The organism is Pseudomonas sp. F-14 TE3482 (genome assembly GCF_053629455.1).
In genome coordinates, this window is the sequence record NZ_JBRJII010000001.1 from 911,085 (window position 1) to 928,357 (window position 17,273).

14 protein-coding genes are annotated in these 17,273 nt (G+C 61.1%); 12 read left to right on the forward strand and 2 right to left on the reverse strand.

What is annotated here, in order from left to right; all coding sequences use genetic code 11:
• The first annotated feature begins 13 nt into the window (after window positions 1–13).
• The 6 genes from fdhD (at window position 14) to AB7M26_RS04020 (ending at window position 8,684) form a co-directional block, all read left to right on the forward strand.
• Entirely contained in the window at window positions 14–853 is an 840-nt protein-coding gene (gene fdhD, locus AB7M26_RS03995) for a formate dehydrogenase accessory sulfurtransferase FdhD (RefSeq protein ID WP_192346579.1), read from the forward strand.
• Complete coding sequence (locus AB7M26_RS04000; RefSeq protein ID WP_123498350.1) at window positions 850–3,198, forward strand: FdhF/YdeP family oxidoreductase; 2,349 nt, start codon at window positions 850–852, stop codon at window positions 3,196–3,198. Before fdhD ends, AB7M26_RS04000 begins: the two co-directional genes overlap by 4 nt.
• Before the next feature lie 123 nt (window positions 3,199–3,321).
• On the forward strand, window positions 3,322–4,242 hold the full coding sequence (locus AB7M26_RS04005) for a LysR family transcriptional regulator (protein ID WP_429375703.1): 921 nt from the start codon (window positions 3,322–3,324) through the stop codon (window positions 4,240–4,242).
• Between the two features lie 241 nt (window positions 4,243–4,483).
• Window positions 4,484–6,019 (forward strand): MFS transporter, encoded by a 1,536-nt coding sequence (locus tag AB7M26_RS04010; RefSeq protein WP_429387997.1) that lies wholly within the window; start codon window positions 4,484–4,486, stop codon window positions 6,017–6,019.
• Window positions 6,020–6,045: 26 nt separating this feature from the next.
• Window positions 6,046–7,110: an HlyD family secretion protein gene (locus tag AB7M26_RS04015; protein ID WP_123498344.1), complete on the forward strand. Its 1,065-nt coding sequence runs from the start codon at window positions 6,046–6,048 to the stop codon at window positions 7,108–7,110.
• Window positions 7,107–8,684 carry an efflux transporter outer membrane subunit gene (locus AB7M26_RS04020; RefSeq protein WP_123498342.1) on the forward strand — a complete coding sequence of 526 codons (1,578 nt, stop codon included), beginning with the start codon at window positions 7,107–7,109 and terminating at the stop codon, window positions 8,682–8,684. The genes AB7M26_RS04015 and AB7M26_RS04020 overlap by 4 nt, the downstream gene beginning before the upstream one ends.
• Here the strand turns inward: AB7M26_RS04020 and AB7M26_RS04025 are convergent.
• Complete coding sequence (locus tag AB7M26_RS04025; RefSeq protein WP_123498340.1) at window positions 8,665–9,354, reverse strand: NYN domain-containing protein; 690 nt, start codon at window positions 9,352–9,354, stop codon at window positions 8,665–8,667. The two genes, AB7M26_RS04020 and AB7M26_RS04025, sit on opposite strands and share 20 nt — an antisense overlap.
• 500 nt (window positions 9,355–9,854) lie before the next feature.
• On the opposite strand from AB7M26_RS04025, the gene AB7M26_RS04030 reads away from it, so the two are divergent.
• From AB7M26_RS04030 to tauD, 5 genes are all read left to right on the forward strand, one after another.
• A complete protein-coding gene (locus AB7M26_RS04030; RefSeq protein ID WP_123498338.1) occupies window positions 9,855–10,637 on the forward strand; it encodes an efflux RND transporter periplasmic adaptor subunit in 783 nt (260 codons plus the stop codon).
• Window positions 10,634–11,953 (forward strand): efflux RND transporter periplasmic adaptor subunit, encoded by a 1,320-nt coding sequence (locus tag AB7M26_RS04035; RefSeq protein WP_007906386.1) that lies wholly within the window; start codon window positions 10,634–10,636, stop codon window positions 11,951–11,953. Before AB7M26_RS04030 ends, AB7M26_RS04035 begins: the two co-directional genes overlap by 4 nt.
• Window positions 11,954–14,050 carry a biotin/lipoyl-binding protein gene (locus tag AB7M26_RS04040; RefSeq protein WP_123498333.1) on the forward strand — a complete coding sequence of 699 codons (2,097 nt, stop codon included), beginning with the start codon at window positions 11,954–11,956 and terminating at the stop codon, window positions 14,048–14,050.
• Between the two features lie 12 nt (window positions 14,051–14,062).
• Window positions 14,063–14,560, forward strand: coding sequence for a GNAT family N-acetyltransferase (locus AB7M26_RS04045; protein ID WP_429388004.1), 498 nt, complete (start codon window positions 14,063–14,065; stop codon window positions 14,558–14,560).
• Window positions 14,561–14,632: 72 nt separating this feature from the next.
• Window positions 14,633–15,475, forward strand: coding sequence for a taurine dioxygenase (gene tauD / locus AB7M26_RS04050; RefSeq protein ID WP_123498329.1), 843 nt, complete (start codon window positions 14,633–14,635; stop codon window positions 15,473–15,475).
• Between the two features lie 164 nt (window positions 15,476–15,639).
• Here the strand turns inward: tauD and mgrA are convergent, their stop codons facing one another.
• Window positions 15,640–16,677: an L-glyceraldehyde 3-phosphate reductase gene (gene mgrA, locus AB7M26_RS04055; RefSeq protein ID WP_123498327.1), complete on the reverse strand. Its 1,038-nt coding sequence runs from the start codon at window positions 16,675–16,677 to the stop codon at window positions 15,640–15,642.
• Between the two features lie 317 nt (window positions 16,678–16,994).
• Here mgrA and AB7M26_RS04060 point away from each other — a divergent pair, with 317 nt between their 5' ends.
• Window positions 16,995–17,255 (forward strand): hypothetical protein, encoded by a 261-nt coding sequence (locus AB7M26_RS04060; protein ID WP_123498325.1) that lies wholly within the window; start codon window positions 16,995–16,997, stop codon window positions 17,253–17,255.
• Window positions 17,256–17,273: the final 18 nt, after the last annotated feature.

The following is a 17,273-nucleotide window of genomic DNA, read 5'->3' on the forward strand; positions in this document are numbered from 1 at the left end:
TCGGTGATACCTGATGAACGCCAAGCGCCCTGCCCGCGCGGCGCCTGCTGTTGAAACGCCCGCGACCGTCGCCAGTCAGACATACAGTTACTGCAACCTTGAATACACCGAGTCGGCCAGCACCGCGCTGGCCGAGGAAGTCGCGTTGGCGATTGCCTATAACGGCATCAGCCAGGCCGTCATGTTGGTCACACCAACGGATCTTGAAGACTTCATCGTCGGTTTCAGCCTCGGCAGCGGCATCATCGAAGACGCCTGCGATATCTACGACTTGCAACTCAGCGGCACGGGCTCGGCGCAATACGCGCAAGTGACCATCGCCAATCGCGCCTTCTGGAACCTCAAGCAGCAGCGTCGGCAACTGGCTGGCACCAGTGGTTGTGGTCTCTGCGGCGTGGAAGCGGTTGAGCAAGCACTGCCCGACCTCAAAGTCTTGCCCGGCGCCCCACTGCCCCCTACCGAATGGCTGGACGGCCTGCGCCAGCGCATCGGAGAATTCCAGCCGCTGGGCCAACATTGCGGCGCGGTACATGCGGCGGTGTTCATGAACGGCAACGGCGAATTGTTGCTGGGCCGTGAAGACATCGGTCGACACAACGCCCTCGACAAGCTGATCGGTGGGTTGATCCGCCAGAAGATCCCGATCACTGGCGGCCTGGCGATTGTCACCAGCCGTTGCAGCCTCGAATTGATCCAGAAAGTTTTACGCGCCGGCATTCAGACCCTGGTCAGTTTATCGTCGCCCACGGGCCTTGCCGTGCAATGGGCCCGTCGACACAACCTCAACCTCATCCACCTGCCGCAGAAAAGTGCGCCGCGGGTCTACAGCCCCGCGACGGAGAATCAAGCGTGAGTCAACATCGTCAAGCCGACCAGAAACCCGTCCCCCGCTACAAGCCCTATAAAGGCCCAGCCGGTGGCTGGGGTGCGCTGATCAGCGTCGCCCAAGCCTGGTTGACCAGCGATAACGCGCTGAAAAACCTGCGCATAATGCTCAAGACCAACCAGAACGGCGGCTTCGACTGCCCCGGTTGCGCGTGGGGCGATTCTCCGGAAAAGGGCATGGTGATGTTCTGCGAGAACGGCGCTAAAGCGGTGAACTGGGAAGCGACCAAACGCCGTGTCGACGCTGCATTCTTTGCCAAACATAGCGTCACCTCGCTGCTGGAACAGAGCGACTACTGGCTTGAATATCAGGGCCGCCTGACCGAGCCGATGAGCTACAACGCCGAAACCGATCGCTACCAACCCATCAGCTGGGATGATGCCTTCACCCTGGTCGCCAAACATCTGCGCGGCCTGTCGAGCCCGAATCAGGCCGAGTTCTACACCTCGGGCCGCGCCAGCAACGAAGCGGCGTTCCTCTATCAATTGTTCGTGCGCGCCTATGGCACCAACAATTTCCCCGACTGCTCAAACATGTGTCATGAAGCCAGTGGTGTTGCGTTGGCGCAGAGCGTTGGCGTCGGCAAAGGCACCGTGACCTTCGATGATTTCGAACACGCCGATGCGATTTTCGTCTGGGGCCAGAACCCCGGCACCAACCACCCGCGGATGCTCGAACCCCTGCGCGAAGCGGTGAAACGCGGCGCTCAGGTGGTGTGCATCAACCCGCTGAAAGAACGCGGTCTGGAACGTTTTCAGCATCCACAGCACCCACTGGAAATGCTCACCAACGGCGACAAGCCGACCAACACCGCGTACTTCCGCCCGGCATTGGGCGGCGACATGGCGATCATGCGCGGCATGGCCAAGTTCCTGCTGCAATGGGAGCGCGATGCGCAGAAGGCTGGTGAGCCTGCGGTGTTCGACCACGACTTCCTCAATGAACACAGCGTCAACGTTCTGGAATACCTCGGCATCGTCGACGACACCCCGTGGGAGCAGATCGTCGAGCAGTCCGGCCTGACCCTGGTGGAAATCGAGCAAGCGGCGCGCATGTACGCCAAGGGCAAGAATGTGATCATGTGCTGGGCGATGGGCATTACCCAGCATCGTCATTCGGTGGCGACCATCCAGGAAATCGCCAACCTGATGCTGTTGCGCGGCAACATCGGCCGGCCGGGTGCCGGCCTGTGCCCGGTGCGCGGCCACAGCAATGTGCAGGGCGACCGGACAATGGGCATTAACGAACGTCCGCCGGTGGCATTCCTCGACGCTCTGGAGCGGCGCTTCCAGTTCAAGGTTCCCCGTGAAAACGGCCACAACGTGGTCGAGGCGATTCACGCCATGGCTGATGGCCGCTCGAAAGTCTTCATCGGCCTGGGCGGCAATTTCGCCCAAGCCACCCCGGACAGTACGCGTACCTTCCAGGCTCTGGCCAACTGCGACCTGACCGTGCAGATCAGCACCAAACTCAACCGTAGCCATTTGGCCCACGGTAAAGACGCGCTGATCCTGCCGTGCATGGGCCGTACCGACATCGATATCCAGGCCGAAGGCGCCCAAGCGGTGACCGTGGAAGACTCGTTCAGCATGGTCCACGCCTCCAACGGTCAGCTGCAGCCACTGTCGAACCAGATGCGCTCGGAGCCTGCAATCATCGCCGGCATCGCCGCCGCAACCTTGGGCAGCAAACCGGTGGACTGGAACTGGCTGGTGGCCGATTACAGCCGCATCCGCGACCTGATCGCCGACACCATCCCGGGCTTCCGGGACTTCAACGAGAAAATCCAGAACCCGGGAGGCTTCTACCTGGGTAACAGCGCCGGCGCACGTCGCTGGAATACCCCATCGGGTCGGGCCAACTTCCGTGCGAACAGGCTGCCCAAACACCTGGTGCACGAGCGCACCCGCGCCACCGGCGTGCTGCCGGACCTGATCATGCAGTCGATGCGCTCCCACGATCAGTACAACACCACGATTTATGGTCTTGATGACCGTTATCGCGGGGTGAAAGGTCAGCGCGACGTGCTGTTCGTCAATGAAGCCGACATCATTCGCCTCGGGTTCAAACCCGGGCAAAAGGCTGACATTGTTTCGATTTGGGATGATGGCCGTGAGCGTCGGGTGAAGGGTTTTACGCTGCTGGCGTTTGACATTCCTGCCGGGCAAGCGGCCGCTTACTATCCGGAAGTGAACCCGCTGGTGCCGCTGGAAAGCACTGGAGACGGCAGCCATACGCCGACATCGAAGTTTGTGGCGATTCGCTTGGAAGCGGCGAGTGATACTGGGTTGATTTTGGCCAAGTCGGCTTAACGCGGCGTCTGAGCTGACACCATCGCGAGCAGGTTGCTCCCACAGACCTGCCAATACATCCGTCAGGAAGATGTTTGCTAGCATTGCGTCTGAATCAATCCAGATCAGACACGAGTGCTCAGCATGCAACTCCCGGACATGAACCTGTTGGTCGCCCTCGACGCCTTGCTCGATGAAGGCAGTGTGGTAGGCGCCGCACGGCGGATGAATCTCAGCCCGGCGGCGATGAGCCGGACGCTGACGCGGATTCGCGAGGCCATTGGCGATCCGATTCTGGTGCGCGCCGGTCGAGGCTTGGTGCCGACGCCCAAGGCACTGGAGTTGCGCGAGCAGGTGCGGGACCTGGTGGAGCAGGCCGCTTTGCTGTTCCGCTCCGCCGATGAGGTGGATCTGGGCAGTTTGCGCCGGCGGTTCAGCATTCGCGCCAATGATTTCTTTGTTGGCGTTTACGGCGGCAAGCTATTTGACACGATGGAGCGCCAGGCCCCGCATTGCGAATTGCGCTTCGTTCCCGAGGGCGATGGAGACGATGAAGCCTTGCGTGAAGGACGTATCGATTTAAGCGTCAGCAACAATCGTCCGCTGATGCCGGAAGTGAAGGTGCAGAACCTGTTTTCCACGCACTTTGTCGGGCTGGTGCGTGAAGATCACCCGTTGTTCGACGAAGAAATCACCGCCGAACGGTACGCCGGGTTTTCTCATATCAGCATGTCCCGTCGCGGGATCGCCCGCGGGCCGATCGACACGGCGCTTAACGCCTTGGGGCTGGAGCGGCGGGTGGCGGTGATTGCGCCGAGTTTCCATGCGGCGATGTTCGCCTTGCCGGATTCCGATCTGATTCTGCCGGTGCCCAAGGAGGCGCTGCTGAGCGTGCGACGCCTGGGCTTGAAACTGCGCTCGTTCACCCTGCCAATTCCGTTACCGACCCTGATGCTGACCCAGGCCTGGCATCCGCGTTTCGACAAGGACCCGGCTCACCGCTGGATGCGTGAAACCCTCAAGACCTGTTGCGATGAGACGTGGTTGGTGGCACAGCCAACCTAAGTTGACGGTTGACGCATCCCCCTGTGGGAACGGGCTTGCCCGCGAAAGCGGAGTGTCAGTCAATGTTGACGTTGAAGGTGATGGCCTCTTCGCGGGCAAGCCCGCTCCCACAAGGATCTGTGCCGTTTTCTGAATCTAAATGCTGCATGAAACACACTTATAAGCTGCCAATAAGTCAATTTTCGTAACCTTCCACGCTCCCTAAAATGCTTCGGTATTCCCTTTCCGGAGCTTGCAGTACATGACTTCCCTCACGGTCACGGCGCCTCTCGCTGCGGCCAAACCAACGGCCGCCGTCACGCCACCGGTCTTCGGCCCGCGAATCATCATCGGCCTGGTGGGCGTGTTACTGGCGGTGCTGGTGTCGGGCCTGAACGAGATGGTGACCAAAGTCGCGCTGGCCGATATCCGCGGCGCGTTGGCCATCGGTTACGACGAAGGCACCTGGCTGGTCGTCAGTTACACCGCGACCTCGGTGGCCGCCATGGCGTTTGCCCCTTGGTGTGCGGTGACGTTCTCGTTGCGGCGCTTCACTCTGTGCGCGATCAGTGTGTTCACCCTGCTGGGTGTGTTGTGCCCGTTCGCTCCGAATTACGAAAGCCTGCTGGTCATGCGCACCTTGCAAGGCCTGGCAGGCGGCGCGTTGCCGCCGATGCTGATGACCGTCGCCCTGCGGTTCCTGCCGGCCAACGTGAAACTCTATGGCCTGGCCGGTTATGCCCTGACGGCAACCTTCGGTCCCGGTCTCGGTACACCGCTGGCCGGGTTGTGGACCGAGTACGTCGGCTGGCAATGGACCTTCTGGCAAATCGTCGTGCCGTGCCTGCTTGCCATGGCGGCGGTGGCTTACGGTTTGCCTCAGGATCCGCTGCGGCTGGAGCGCTTCAAACAGTTCAACTGGCGTGGCTTGCTGCTGGGTTTTCCGGCGATCTGCATGTTAGTGATCGGCATTCTGCAAGGCAATCGGCTGGACTGGTTCGAGTCGAGCCTGATCTGCGGGCTGCTCGGCGGCGGGTTGCTGTTGCTGGTGCTGTTTTTGATCAATGAATGGTCGCAACCGATTCCGTTCTTCAAGTTACAGATGCTCGGTATCCGCAATCTGTCGTTCGCGCTGTTGACGCTGGCCGGCGTGCTGGTGGTGTTGCTCGCGGTGGTCCTCATTCCCTCCAGTTACCTGGCTCAGGTCCAGGGTTATCGCCCGGTGCAGACCGCGCCGATCATGCTGCTGGCGGCGCTGCCTCAGTTGATCGCGCTGCCGTTGGTGGCGGCGCTGTGCAACCTGCGCTGGGTCGATTGCCGCTGGGTGCTGGGGATCGGCCTGAGCATGCTGGCGCTGTCTTGCCTCGGTGGTTCGCAACTGACGTCGGCGTGGATTCGCGACGATTTCTATGTCCTGCAATGGCTGCAGATTTTCGGTCAGCCCATGGCCGTGCTGCCGCTGTTGATGCTCTCCACCGGCAGCATCACTCCGATGGAAGGGCCGTACGCCTCGGCCTGGTTCAACACCGTGAAAGGCCTGGCGGCGGTAATCGCCACCGGGGTGATCGAGGCACTGACCACCGCAAGGCTGCATTTCCACTCGACCATGCTGGTGGACAACCTTGGTAACTCGCCCCTGATCCAAAGCGACGTAAGCCTGGCTCACCGACTGCATCAACAGGCCCTGGTGCTGACCTCCTCCGATCTTTATCTGTGCATGGCCGGCGTCGCCGTGGTGCTGATCCTGATGATTTTCTGGCTGCCGACGCGGATCTATCCACCGCGCGCGCCGACTTGAATGCTTCACTGAAACAGAAGGTTTTTATGACGACTCAATCAAAGCAAAAAGTCGCTGTTGGCGTTGCCGCAGTAATGGCGCTCGGCGTGTTGATTTACCTGATGGCGCCGGGCTTGTTCGGCAAGCGTACACAGCAGAGCACCAACGATGCTTTCGTCTCGGCGGACTTCACCCGGGTGGCGCCGCGCGTGGCGGGGTTCATCAAAGACGTGCTCGTGGAAGACAACCAGCTGGTCAAGGCCGGACAGCTACTGGCGTTGATCGACGACCGCGATCTACGCGCTGCCGCTGAGGCCGCTGACGCTGAAACCCTGGTGGCCAGGGCGCAGTTGCAGAACGCTCGGGCCACCCTGGAGCGCCAGACATCGGTGATCGCTCAAGCCCAGGCTACGGTGGTTTCAGCAAGGGCTGAAATGGCCTTCGCCGAGCATGAACTGAACCGCTACAACCATCTCGCCGGGGTCGGCGCCGGCACGGTGCAAAATGCTCAGCAAGCACGCACACGCATCGATCAGGCCTCCGCCCGTTTGGCCAATGCCACGGCGGTGCTCGCGGCGGAACGTAAGCAGGTGGAGATCCTGACCGCCCAGCGTGATGCGGCCGAAGGCGGGCTGAAAAGAGCACAAGCGGCGCTGGAAATGGCCAGCTATGAGCTGTCCTATACGCGCATCGTTGCGCCTCAGGACGGCATGGTCGGCGAGCGCGCAGTACGGGTCGGCGCCTATGTCACACCGGGCAGCAAGATTCTCGCTGTGGTGCCGTTGGAACGGGCGTATGTGGTCGCCAATTTTCAGGAAACCCAACTGACTGACGTACAGCCTGGGCAGAGCGTGCAAGTGCACGTCGACAGCCTCGGCGGCGAAGCACTGCGCGGCCGCGTGGAGAGCATCGCACCGGCTACCGGCGTGACCTTCGCCTCGGTCAAACCGGACAACGCCACCGGCAACTTCACCAAGGTTGTGCAACGGATTGCGGTGAAAATCCTCCTCGATCCGGGGCAGCCATTGGCCGAGCGGTTGCGGGTAGGGATGTCGGTGGAGGCGAGGATTGATACTGCAAGCGCCAGCGAGCATGAGGTTGCGCAACGATGAACTTTGTTAATTGCACATCCCTGTGGCGAGGGGGCTTGCCCCCGTTGGGCCGCGCAGCGGACCTAAAATTTGCGAGCGCTGCGCACTCGAACGGGGGCAAGCCCCCTCGCCACAGGGTCAGCATTCATTCAGTGGTTTTTGTGTTGAGTCTGCTTTCATTGAGTGCCTGCACCGTCGGCCCGGACTTCCAAAAGCCTCAGGCGCAACAAGTGGCCGAATGGTCCAAATCAACTAAAGCCGCCGCCAGTCAGATCATTCCCAGCGAAATGGACGAACGCTGGTGGGAAGTATTCCACGACCCGAAACTCTCGGCCCTGACCCAACGCGCCCTGACCGACAACCTCGACCTGAAACTCGCCACCCGCCGCTTGCAGCAAAGCCGAGCCGCGCGTCAGGTGATCACCGCCGACCGCTATCCCACTACCGCCGCCAACGGCAGCTACGGGCGCAAACGCAACAGCGGTGAAGGCCTGAACGATCCGTCGGGCAACGACGGCGACTCGGCGTTCAACCTGTGGGACGCCGGCTTTTCCGCCTCCTGGGAGCTGGATTTCTGGGGCCGTGTGCGCCGCGAAACCGAAGCCGCCGATGCCACTCTGGAAGTGGCGGAAAACGATCTCCGTGGTGTGCTGCTGTCAGTGCTCGCCGAAACCGCTCAGGACTACATTCAGCTGCGCGGTGTGCAAAGCACGCGGGCCGTCACCGAGCAAAACCTCGACGTCGCCCGGCATAGTTTGAAACTCTCGCAACTGCGCCTGGCCGACGGTGTTGCCACAGATCTGGACGTCGCCGAAGCCGCTGCGCAAGTCGCGGCCATCGAATCACGTTTGCCGGCGCTGGAGCAGCGTCAGTCGCAACTGATCAACGCCTTGAGCCTGTTGATGGGCGAACCGCCGCAAGCGCTGTCCGCCGAGTTATCCACAGACGCCCCGGTGCCGCAAACCCCGCATCAGGTCGCCATCGGCTTGCCGTCGCAATTGGCCGAGCGCCGCCCGGACATACGTCAGGCCGAAGCCCGCCTGCATGCCGCGACCGCCAGCATCGGCGTGGCCAAGGGCGACTTTTATCCGCGGATCACCCTGTCGGGCAACATCGGCTCGCAAGCCCTGCAATTGAGCGATTTCGGCTCCTGGGGCTCGCGCTCGTTCGGCATCGGCCCGCAGTTCAGCCTGCCGCTGTTCGACGGCGGTCGCCTGCGCGGCGTGTTGCACCTGCGCGAAGCCCAGCAACAGGAAGCGGCGCTGGCCTACCAGCAAACCGTGCTGCGGGCCTGGCATGAAATCGACGATCAACTCACCGCCTACAACGCCAGTCAACTGCGCCGCGACAGCCTCGCCGAAGCCGTGCGCCAGAACCAGATCGCCCTGCGTACCGCGCAACAGCAATACGTCGAAGGGGTGGTGGATTTCGTCAACGTCCTCACCGTGCAAGGCGAATTACTGGCGACCCAACAGCAGTGGGTCGAGAGCTCGACTGGGGTGTCGTTGGCGATGGTTGGTTTGTACAAGGCGTTAGGTGGGGGATGGGAGTCGGTGTATCCGGTGGTAAGCGCCGTTACCAATAATCCGGTTTGATCGCGGGCGCCTTATGAGTCGCCACGCGAACTGGAAACTGGTGCAGTTGCAGCTCTTCTGAGGTTACGACACGTCGCATCCAGTGTGAGTGCTCCTTTAAAGAGCCCGGTGGTGAGCGTTTGAACTCGGTCCTGCATGGGAGAACAACGCCAATTATCATCTGCGGAAAATCCTCTCGGATGGCTTTTAATGCGGGAGCCATATCTGTGTCCCCGGAAACAAGAACGAGCTGTTGAATGCGCTTTGCGTTGTGCTCGTTGGTTTCTCTCGCCGCGGTGCGATACATGCTTATTGCGATGTGGACGTCAGTTTCTTTCTCTTCGAGTTTCCAGATAGCGACTTTGTCCTGGCGTGACGCACCGATCTTTTTGTCGATAAAACGTGGCGCTCTTGCGGGTTCAAGTTGATGGCGACCATAGTGAACGGACACATTATTGGCCTTGAGTGCTCGGACATAGGTGTCCTGCGCCTCCTTGGAAATTTTGCCGCGAGTAGCCAGCTCCGGCTTGACGGAGGAAGTGAAGTAATCCATTGAAACGAGTGAGCTTCGAGGATTTTCGATGTAGGCGATGTGGGCCAACAACTTTGGCAAATTCAGCCATTTGTAAGGAGTGCCTGCTAACAACCCGTAGAACACGTTGTAGCCGTCAACGAAGAACGCAGTACGCACAAATCCAATCCTCAGAAACGAAAAAACCGGCCTAAGCCGGTTTTTTCACCCCAACTGCCAGAGAACCTAATCTCTGCGTACGGGGTTGAGTAGTGGGTTGATCCTAAATTGAGTGCGTTAGCACGTCAACCCTCGACGGACCAAGGTTCTACTCGACTGGACGATTTCCAGTCGCCGGCCAACCAGTTTTGGGCATTTGCATGATCGATGGTCAAGGCATTCCCGGGTTCAATTATTTGTGATTGTTGCAGGGAGAAGTTTGAAGCATCCGCCTGTCCCTAGATCGGCGAAGTGTCTATTGCCGTCTTCAGTTTAGGTTGAATGGACGTTCCTGATTTCATGTGGGATTTAATACCGATGCTCATTGACCCAGGAATCAAACAACCGCCTTGAAAGTTTTATCCTTTTTGAAACATTACATTTCCAACCAATAATGCCCATCCGCTTGACGCTCACCCCCGCTGTCATAGACTCCGCTCATCCGTCAGGGAGTTACGGTTATGCGGCGTTTTCGTGTTTGGGTTGCAGGATTGACCTTTGTAACGTGCGTAGTACAGGCGCAAACGCCTGCGCCAGACGATCCGTTGCTGGAAAGCAACGCGGTTGGCGGGAATGCGTCGGTCAGCAATGAAGCCCGTGGTGTGCTGCGGGCCCGGGATCAGGCGGTGCTGGCCAGCGAGTTGTCGGGGCGGATTGTCGAGTTGCCGTTCAGTGAGGGCGAGTCGTTCAAAAAAGGCGACACCCTGGCGCGGTTTGACTGCTCGGCTTATCAGGCTCAGCTCAACGCGGCGCAGGCCGCCAGCCGTGGCGCCGGTGAAGAGCTGGCGCACAACAAACAACTGGCGGCGTTGAATTCAGTCGGGCGCTTTGAAGTGGCGCGGGCCGAGGCCAAGGTCAGCGAGATTCAGGCGCAGTCTCAGGTCTATCAGGTTCAGGTCAAACGCTGCAGCGTGGTTGCGCCATTCGATGGTCAGGTCGTCGAGCGCAAGGTCAAACGCTACGAAAGCGTTGCCGCCGGCGCCCCGTTGCTGGACGTGGTCGATAACCGCACCCTTGAAATTCACCTGTTGGTGCCATCGCGCTGGATGGGCAAGCTCAAGCCCGGCCAGACATTCAGTTTTATCCCCGATGAAACCGGTCAGCCGCTGGATGCCACGGTCAAACGCCTCGGTGCGCGGATAGACGAAGGCAGCCAGACCTTGCTGCTGGTGGCGGCGCTGCCCAACGCCAACGGTCTGTTGGCCGGCATGAGCGGAACGGCGCATTTCGCGGAGCTCAAATGAACGCCCCGGTGACCGGCGGCGCCGAGCAGGTGTTCGCCAGGTTTCTCGACCTCGAACGCCAGACCCGCGCCGCGCGCACGCCTTCGCAACTGGCTTACAGCCTGGTCAATGACGGTCAGGCGCTGTTCGGTTTCCGCCATGCCGCGCTGTTGATCGCCGGCAAGGTGCAGGCGGTTACCGGTGTTAGTGCCGTGGAACCGAATGCGCCGTTCGTGGCGTTTGTCGAGCAGGCGGTCGCACAGCTGTTCAAGCTTGAGGTGCTGAAACAGGCGCGGGTGATTGCGCCTGATCTCCTTAGCGAATCGATTCTGGCCGATTGGCAAAGTCTGTCAGCCGCTCAGGTGTTCTGGCTGCCGCTGATCGATCATCAGGGCGAGGTGTTCGGCGGTCTGTGGCTGGCGCGGGATGTGCCGTGGAACCCTTCCGAACAAGTGCTGCTGTCGCAACTGGGCGACACCTACAGCCATGCCTGGCTCGCGCAGCAACCGCGCAAGCCCTGGCGATTACGCTGGACGCGCAAGCGTCAGGTGGCGCTGGTTGCCGTGTTGTTGCTCGGGTTGCTGATTCCGGTGCGCCAATCGGTGCTGGCGCCGGCCGAAGTCGTCCCGTTGGGCGGTCGGGTGGTCGCCGCGCCGCTGGACGGGGTGATCGCCGAGTTTCTGGTCAAACCCAATCAGGCGGTGAAAACCGGCGACCTGCTGCTGCGCTTCGAAAGCACCACGCTCAAGGCTCAGGCCGATGTGGCCGAGCGCGCCCTGGGCGTTGCCGAAGCGGAACTCAAGGCCAATTCCCAACGTTCCTTCGCCGATGCCGAGTCCAGTTCGAAAATCGATCTGCTGGCGGCGCGAGTGGAGCAGAAGCGCGCCGAACGGGATTACGCCCGTGAACTGCTCAAACGCAGCGAAGTACGAGCGGAGCGGGACGGTATCGCGGTGTTCGCCGACGCCGAACGCTGGACCGGCAAACCGGTGCAAACCGGCGAGCGGCTGATGGAAATCGCCGACCCGAACCAGGCCGAATTGCGCATCGAGTTGGCCGTGGGCGATGCGATTGCCCTGGAACCGGGCGCACAAGTCGCGCTGTTTCTCGACAGTGATCCGCTGCAGCGGCACTTGGCCAAACTCGAACGTTCGGCCTACGAAGCGCAGCCCACCGCTGCCGGGCAACTGGCTTATCGACTGGATGCGACGTTCGACGCCGCGCCGCCGCGCATCGGTTTGCGCGGCACTGCGAAAGTCTTCGGCGACCGTGCGCCGCTGGCGTTGTACCTGTTGCGCCGACCGCTGGCCGGGTTGCGTCAGAGCGTGGGCCTGTAGATGAACCTGCCGAGCCTGCGGGCAGACCTGCAATTGTCGGCGGCGGCCCCGGCCCTCGACGGGTCGCCGCGCTGGACCCTGGCCGACCCGGTGCGCGGGCGTTATTTCAAACTCGGTGCGGCGGCGATGCGCTTGCTGCGCCATTGGTCCCTGGGAGATCCGGAGCACGTGCTGCGTGCCGCCAATCGCGAACCGGGGCTACCGCTGGATGGCGCGGCGCTTGAGCAATTGCTGGAGTTTTTGCGCGGCCACGATCTGATCAGCGCCCTCGACCCGTCGCAGCGCGCCAGTTATAGCCTGAAGGCCGCGGCTCAGCGCCAAAGCCTGTGGCAAATCTTGCTGCATCAATACCTGTTTTTCCGGATTCCGCTGTGGCGTCCGGACGCCTTTCTCAATCGCGCCTGGCCGTGGCTGGAGCGTTTCGGCCCGCGTGCATTGCGCTACGGATTGCCGGTGACGCTGGGGCTCGGGGTGTTTCTGGTGTCACGGGACTGGCAGCGGTTTATCGCGACCTTTCCGCACCTGTTCAGCCTCGGCGGTGCCCTGGCGTTTGCTGTGGCGCTGTTTTTCGCCAAGCTGTGCCACGAGTTCGGCCACGCCTTCATGGCCAAGCGCGCCGGTTGTCGGGTGCAGAGCATGGGCGTGGCATTCATGGTGCTGCTGCCGATGTTTTACACGGATGTCAGCGACGCCTGGCGAGTCAATGATCGCCGTACGCGGTTGCTGATTGGCGCCGGCGGGGTGCTGGCGGAACTGGTGTTGGCGTGTATCGCGCTGCTCGCCTGGTCACTGCTGCCTGACGGTCCCGGACGCACGGCGGCGTTCATGCTCGCCAGTGCGACCTGGATCACCACACTGGTCATCAACCTTAACCCGTTCATGCGTTTTGATGGCTACTTCCTGCTCAGTGATTTCTGGGAAGTGGACAACCTTCAAGGGCGGGCCTTTGCCTTGTGCCGCTGGCGGCTGCGCGAGTTTTTGTTCGGCTACGCAGCCCCGGCACCGGAGCCGTGGTCGCCGAAGATGCAGCGGCGTTTGCTGATCTGGGGGTATGGCGCGTGGCTGTGGCGCGCGGTGCTGTTTTTCGGGATTGCGCTGGCGGTCTATCACCTGTTCTTCAAGGTGTTGGGGATTTTCCTGATGCTGGTGGAGTTGGTGTGGTTCATCTTCCTGCCGATCCTGAGCGAGTGGCGGCAATGGTGGAGCCGTCGCGAACAGGCGCATGCGCCTCGGGTACTGCTCAGCGGTCTGGTGTTGCTTGGGTTGTTGTTGCTGCTGGCGTTGCCTTGGCGTAGCGCGGTGGAGTTGCCGACAATGCTTGAGGCCGGACGCGCCAGCGCCCTGCACGCGCCCGTGGCGGCGCGGGTCAAAACGGTGAATGTGCACGACGGCCAGGTCGTCGCTCAAGGTGAGGTGCTGATCGAGCTGGAATCCCCGGATCTGGATTCACGCCAGGCCATCGTCCGTCGCGAAATCCAGATCCAGCAATTACAGATGCGTCGTCAGGCCGGCCGTAGCGAAACCGCCGCCGACGCCGGAATCGTCGAGCAGCGCCTGGCCGAAGCCGTGGCCGAATACCGCGGCCTGGCCGCTCAGCGTGAACGTCTGCTGCTGCGCGCCCCACACGGTGGCAAGGTGCGCGATCTGTTGCCACAGTTAACGGTCGGCCGCTGGCTTTCGACCAAAGATCCTTTGACCCGGGTAGTCGAGGACGGCGCGCGGTTGCGCGGTTATCTGGCCGAGGCCGAACTCTGGCGTGTCTCCCCGGGAGCCAGCGGACGGTTCATCGCCGATGATCCGATGCACCCGGCGATCGCCGTGCAATTGAGCGAAATCGACACCAACGGCGTGGCTTATGTCGATCAGGAAGCGCTGACTTCCGATCACCACGGGCCGATCGCCGTGCGGCGTGATCAGCATCAACGCGCCGAGCCGGTACAGGCGCAGTACGGCGCGCGATTGAGCATCCTCGAAAATACCCCGACACCGGTACAGCCGTTGCGCGGCATTGTGGTGTTGCAGGGCAGTGGCGAGTCGTTGCTGGGCGTTGCCTGGCGGCGCTTGGCGGCGCTGGGGGTCAGGGAAAGCGGTTTCTAAGGAGGAACAGCGATGGCGAAAACCGATTCAGTGGCAGCGGACGGCTTGGTGGTCAGGCCTTCGCGGACCAGCGATGGACCTTTTCTGCACAGCCTTTACCAGGCGGCGCGGCCGGATCTGCAATGGATCGACGGTGAGCAGGAAGTGGTTGAGCAGGTGGTTGCCCAGCAATTCAGGGTGCAGGAACAAGGACTGGGGGAGAACTTCCCCAACGCCATGCATTATGTGATCGAGAAACTCGACACGGCCATCGGCGCACTGACCACCGACTTTGGCCCCAATGAAATTCGCGTGCTGTACCTGGCGTTTATCCCCCAGGCCCGCGGCAAGGGTTACGGTCGGACGGTGCTGCAAGGCGTGCAAAAAGCTGCGCAACAAATTCGCTGCCCGGTGGCGACGGTGGTCTGGGCCAATAACCTCCATGCTCGCCAGCATTACCTGGCGCTGGGGTTTCAGGTTGAAGAACGCAACCCGGCGGCAGAGCGGTTGGTGTGGTACCCACAGGGTTGAGCCCGGGGCAAGGTCCCCTCGCCACAGGCTCGCTCCCACAAAAGCTCGATACAGAATTCGAAGAGAACCACCATGAGTAACCTGACAATCGTCCCTCTCAGCTGCGCCCTCGGCGCGCAAATCAGCGGCATCGATATCAGCCAGCCGCTGAACGTTGAGCAACGCGATGCCATCGAGCAGGCGCTGCTCAAGCATCAAGTGCTGTTCTTCCGCGACCAGCCGATCGAGCCGCAGCAGCAAGCGCGGTTCGCCGCCTATTTTGGCGACCTGCACATTCATCCGATCTACCCGAACGTGCCGGAGCAGCCGCAAGTGCTGATCCTCGACACCGCCGTCACGGACGTTCGGGACAACGCGATCTGGCACACCGACGTGACCTTCCTGCCGACCCCGGCCATGGGCGCAGTGCTCAGCGCCAAACTGCTGCCCGAATTTGGCGGCGACACGCTGTGGGCCAGTGGTATTGCGGCGTATGAAGCACTGTCCGCACCGATGAAAACCCTGCTAGAAGGGCTGACTGCAACTCACGATTTCACCCGTTCGTTCCCCCTGGAGCGCTATGGCAATACACCGGACGCGTTGGCCCAGTGGGAAGAAGCCCGGCGCAAAAACCCGCCGCTATCGCACCCGGTGATTCGCACGCACCCGGTGAGCGGGCGCCGGTCGCTATTCGTCAATGAAGGGTTCACGTCGAAGATCAATGAGCTGTCGGAAACGGAAAGCGAGGTGATTCTGAAATTCTTGTTCGCCCACACCACACGGCCGGAATTCACCATCCGCTGGCGCTGGCAGAAAGACGACATCGCGTTCTGGGACAATCGCGTGACCCAGCATCACGCGGTGGATGATTACCGCCCGGCACGGCGGGTGATGCAGCGGGCGACTGTGTTGGGGGATGTGCCGTTTTTTCGCTGATCAGCCAGTTTTTTGTACTGAAATTGATGACCCCATCGCGGGCAAGCCCGCTCCCACAAGGTTATCGGTTGACCGCAAAATATTGGTCAGTACAAATCCACTGTGGGAGCGGGCTTGCCCGCGATAGCGATGTTACTGAGATCAGGAAATCCGGCGCCGAACACTTATTCCGCCGTCGAAGGCTTCTCCCAAAGATTGACCCCACCCTCCTGGGCAAACCGGTCAATCTCCGCCAGTTCTTCCACGCTGAAACTCAGATTCTTCAACGCCCCGACGTTCTCGATAATCTGCTCCGGCCGGCTCGCGCCTATCAGCGCCGAGGTCACCCGTGGATCGCGCAGGGTCCAGGCCAGCGCCAGTTGCGCCAGGCTCTGACCACGGCGCTTGGCGATTTCATTGAGTGCCCGCACATGGGCGATGTTGGCTTCGGACAGGTGAGCCGCCTGCAGCGAACCACCCCCCGGACGATTGACCCGTGCATCCGCTGGCACGCCATTGAGGTACTTGTCGGTCAACAGCCCCTGAGCCAATGGCGTGAAGGCGATCACGCCGGTGCCGAGTTCATCGGTGGTGTCCAGCAGGTCCTTTTCCACCCAGCGGTTGAGCAGGTTGTAGGCCGGTTGATGGATCAGCAACGGTACTTTCCACTCCTTCAGCAACCCGGCGATTTCACGGGTTTTCACCCCGGAATAGGACGAGATGCCGATGTACAGCGCCTTGCCCTGCTGCACGGCAGTGGCCAGTGCGCTGGCGGTTTCTTCAAGCGGCGTGTCCGGGTCAAAGCGGTGGGAATAGAAGATGTCTACGTAATCGAGGCCCAGACGTTGCAGGCTCTGGTCGAGGCTGGCCAGCACGTATTTACGCGAACCCCCGCCCTGACCGTAAGGGCCGGCCCACATATCCCAACCGGCCTTGCTGGAGATGATCAACTCATCGCGGTACTGCTTGAAGTCTTCACGCAGCAAACGACCGAAGTTGATCTCGGCGCTGCCATACGGCGGGCCGTAGTTGTTGGCCAGGTCGAAATGGTTGATGCCCAGATCGAATGCCGTGCGCAGCAACGAACGCTGGGTGTCGATCGGCGTGCTGTCGCCGAAGTTGTGCCACAAGCCCAGAGACAGGGCCGGCAGCACCAGCCCGCTGCGCCCCACGCGGCGGTAAGGGATGCAATCGTAGCGGTTTTCGGCAGCGGTGTAGGTCATCGAATCCTCTCTTGTCGGTCTTGAATGGGGTATCGACTGCTTTGCAAGTTGCCCAGCATACGCTTGGACAAACGCCGATAAACCTCGGACTCGAGAAAATGCTGAAACGTTTCACAAATTATTAAATCTGACCCACCGCATATTTCCTCCCAGCGTTCACGCCGACAACTAACGCAACGCGGCACAAAAAACCAGATCAGTTCAAGCGCAGCGGTGCCTATGCTCAATAAGTAGCAAGGACACCGAGGTGACCCCATCGCGAGCCTGCTCGCGATGGCTGCCTCAAAAGCAATACATACCTGAAGGGTGGACTCACCATGCACACAGCAATCATCATCTTCTTCGGCCTGATCCTGCTGGCGCTGATGCTGTTCATCGGCGAGAAAATCGGTTTCTCCCGCCAGACCCTGGCCTACAGCTTTGTCGTGCTGTGGCTGGCGTTGACCTTGATCAACGGCGCGGTCGGCATGGTCAACGCCGGCCAGCCGTTGAGCACGGAACTGGTGGTGGGTAGCGCAGTATTCGGCGTGCCGGTGGCGGCGCTGGTGTTGTTCATGACGATGAGCACTGACGCCTGACAAGACGTCAGCGCCACC

What these genes read in the sequence shown, in the direction of transcription:
- fdhD (WP_192346579.1), top strand. Translation starts at nt 14, where the DNA reads ATGAACGCCAAGCGCCCTGCCCGCGCGGCGCCTGCTGTTGAAACGCCC.
- AB7M26_RS04005 (WP_429375703.1), top strand. Translation starts at nt 3,322, where the DNA reads ATGCAACTCCCGGACATGAACCTGTTGGTCGCCCTCGACGCCTTGCTC.
- AB7M26_RS04010 (WP_429387997.1), top strand. Translation starts at nt 4,484, where the DNA reads ATGACTTCCCTCACGGTCACGGCGCCTCTCGCTGCGGCCAAACCAACG.
- AB7M26_RS04015 (WP_123498344.1), top strand. Translation starts at nt 6,046, where the DNA reads ATGACGACTCAATCAAAGCAAAAAGTCGCTGTTGGCGTTGCCGCAGTA.
- AB7M26_RS04020 (WP_123498342.1), top strand. Translation starts at nt 7,107, where the DNA reads ATGAACTTTGTTAATTGCACATCCCTGTGGCGAGGGGGCTTGCCCCCG.
- AB7M26_RS04030 (WP_123498338.1), top strand. Translation starts at nt 9,855, where the DNA reads ATGCGGCGTTTTCGTGTTTGGGTTGCAGGATTGACCTTTGTAACGTGC.
- AB7M26_RS04035 (WP_007906386.1), top strand. Translation starts at nt 10,634, where the DNA reads ATGAACGCCCCGGTGACCGGCGGCGCCGAGCAGGTGTTCGCCAGGTTT.
- AB7M26_RS04040 (WP_123498333.1), top strand. Translation starts at nt 11,954, where the DNA reads ATGAACCTGCCGAGCCTGCGGGCAGACCTGCAATTGTCGGCGGCGGCC.
- AB7M26_RS04045 (WP_429388004.1), top strand. Translation starts at nt 14,063, where the DNA reads ATGGCGAAAACCGATTCAGTGGCAGCGGACGGCTTGGTGGTCAGGCCT.
- tauD (WP_123498329.1), top strand. Translation starts at nt 14,633, where the DNA reads ATGAGTAACCTGACAATCGTCCCTCTCAGCTGCGCCCTCGGCGCGCAA.
- mgrA (WP_123498327.1), bottom strand. Translation starts at nt 16,677, where the DNA reads ATGACCTACACCGCTGCCGAAAACCGCTACGATTGCATCCCTTACCGC.
- AB7M26_RS04060 (WP_123498325.1), top strand. Translation starts at nt 16,995, where the DNA reads ATGCACACAGCAATCATCATCTTCTTCGGCCTGATCCTGCTGGCGCTG.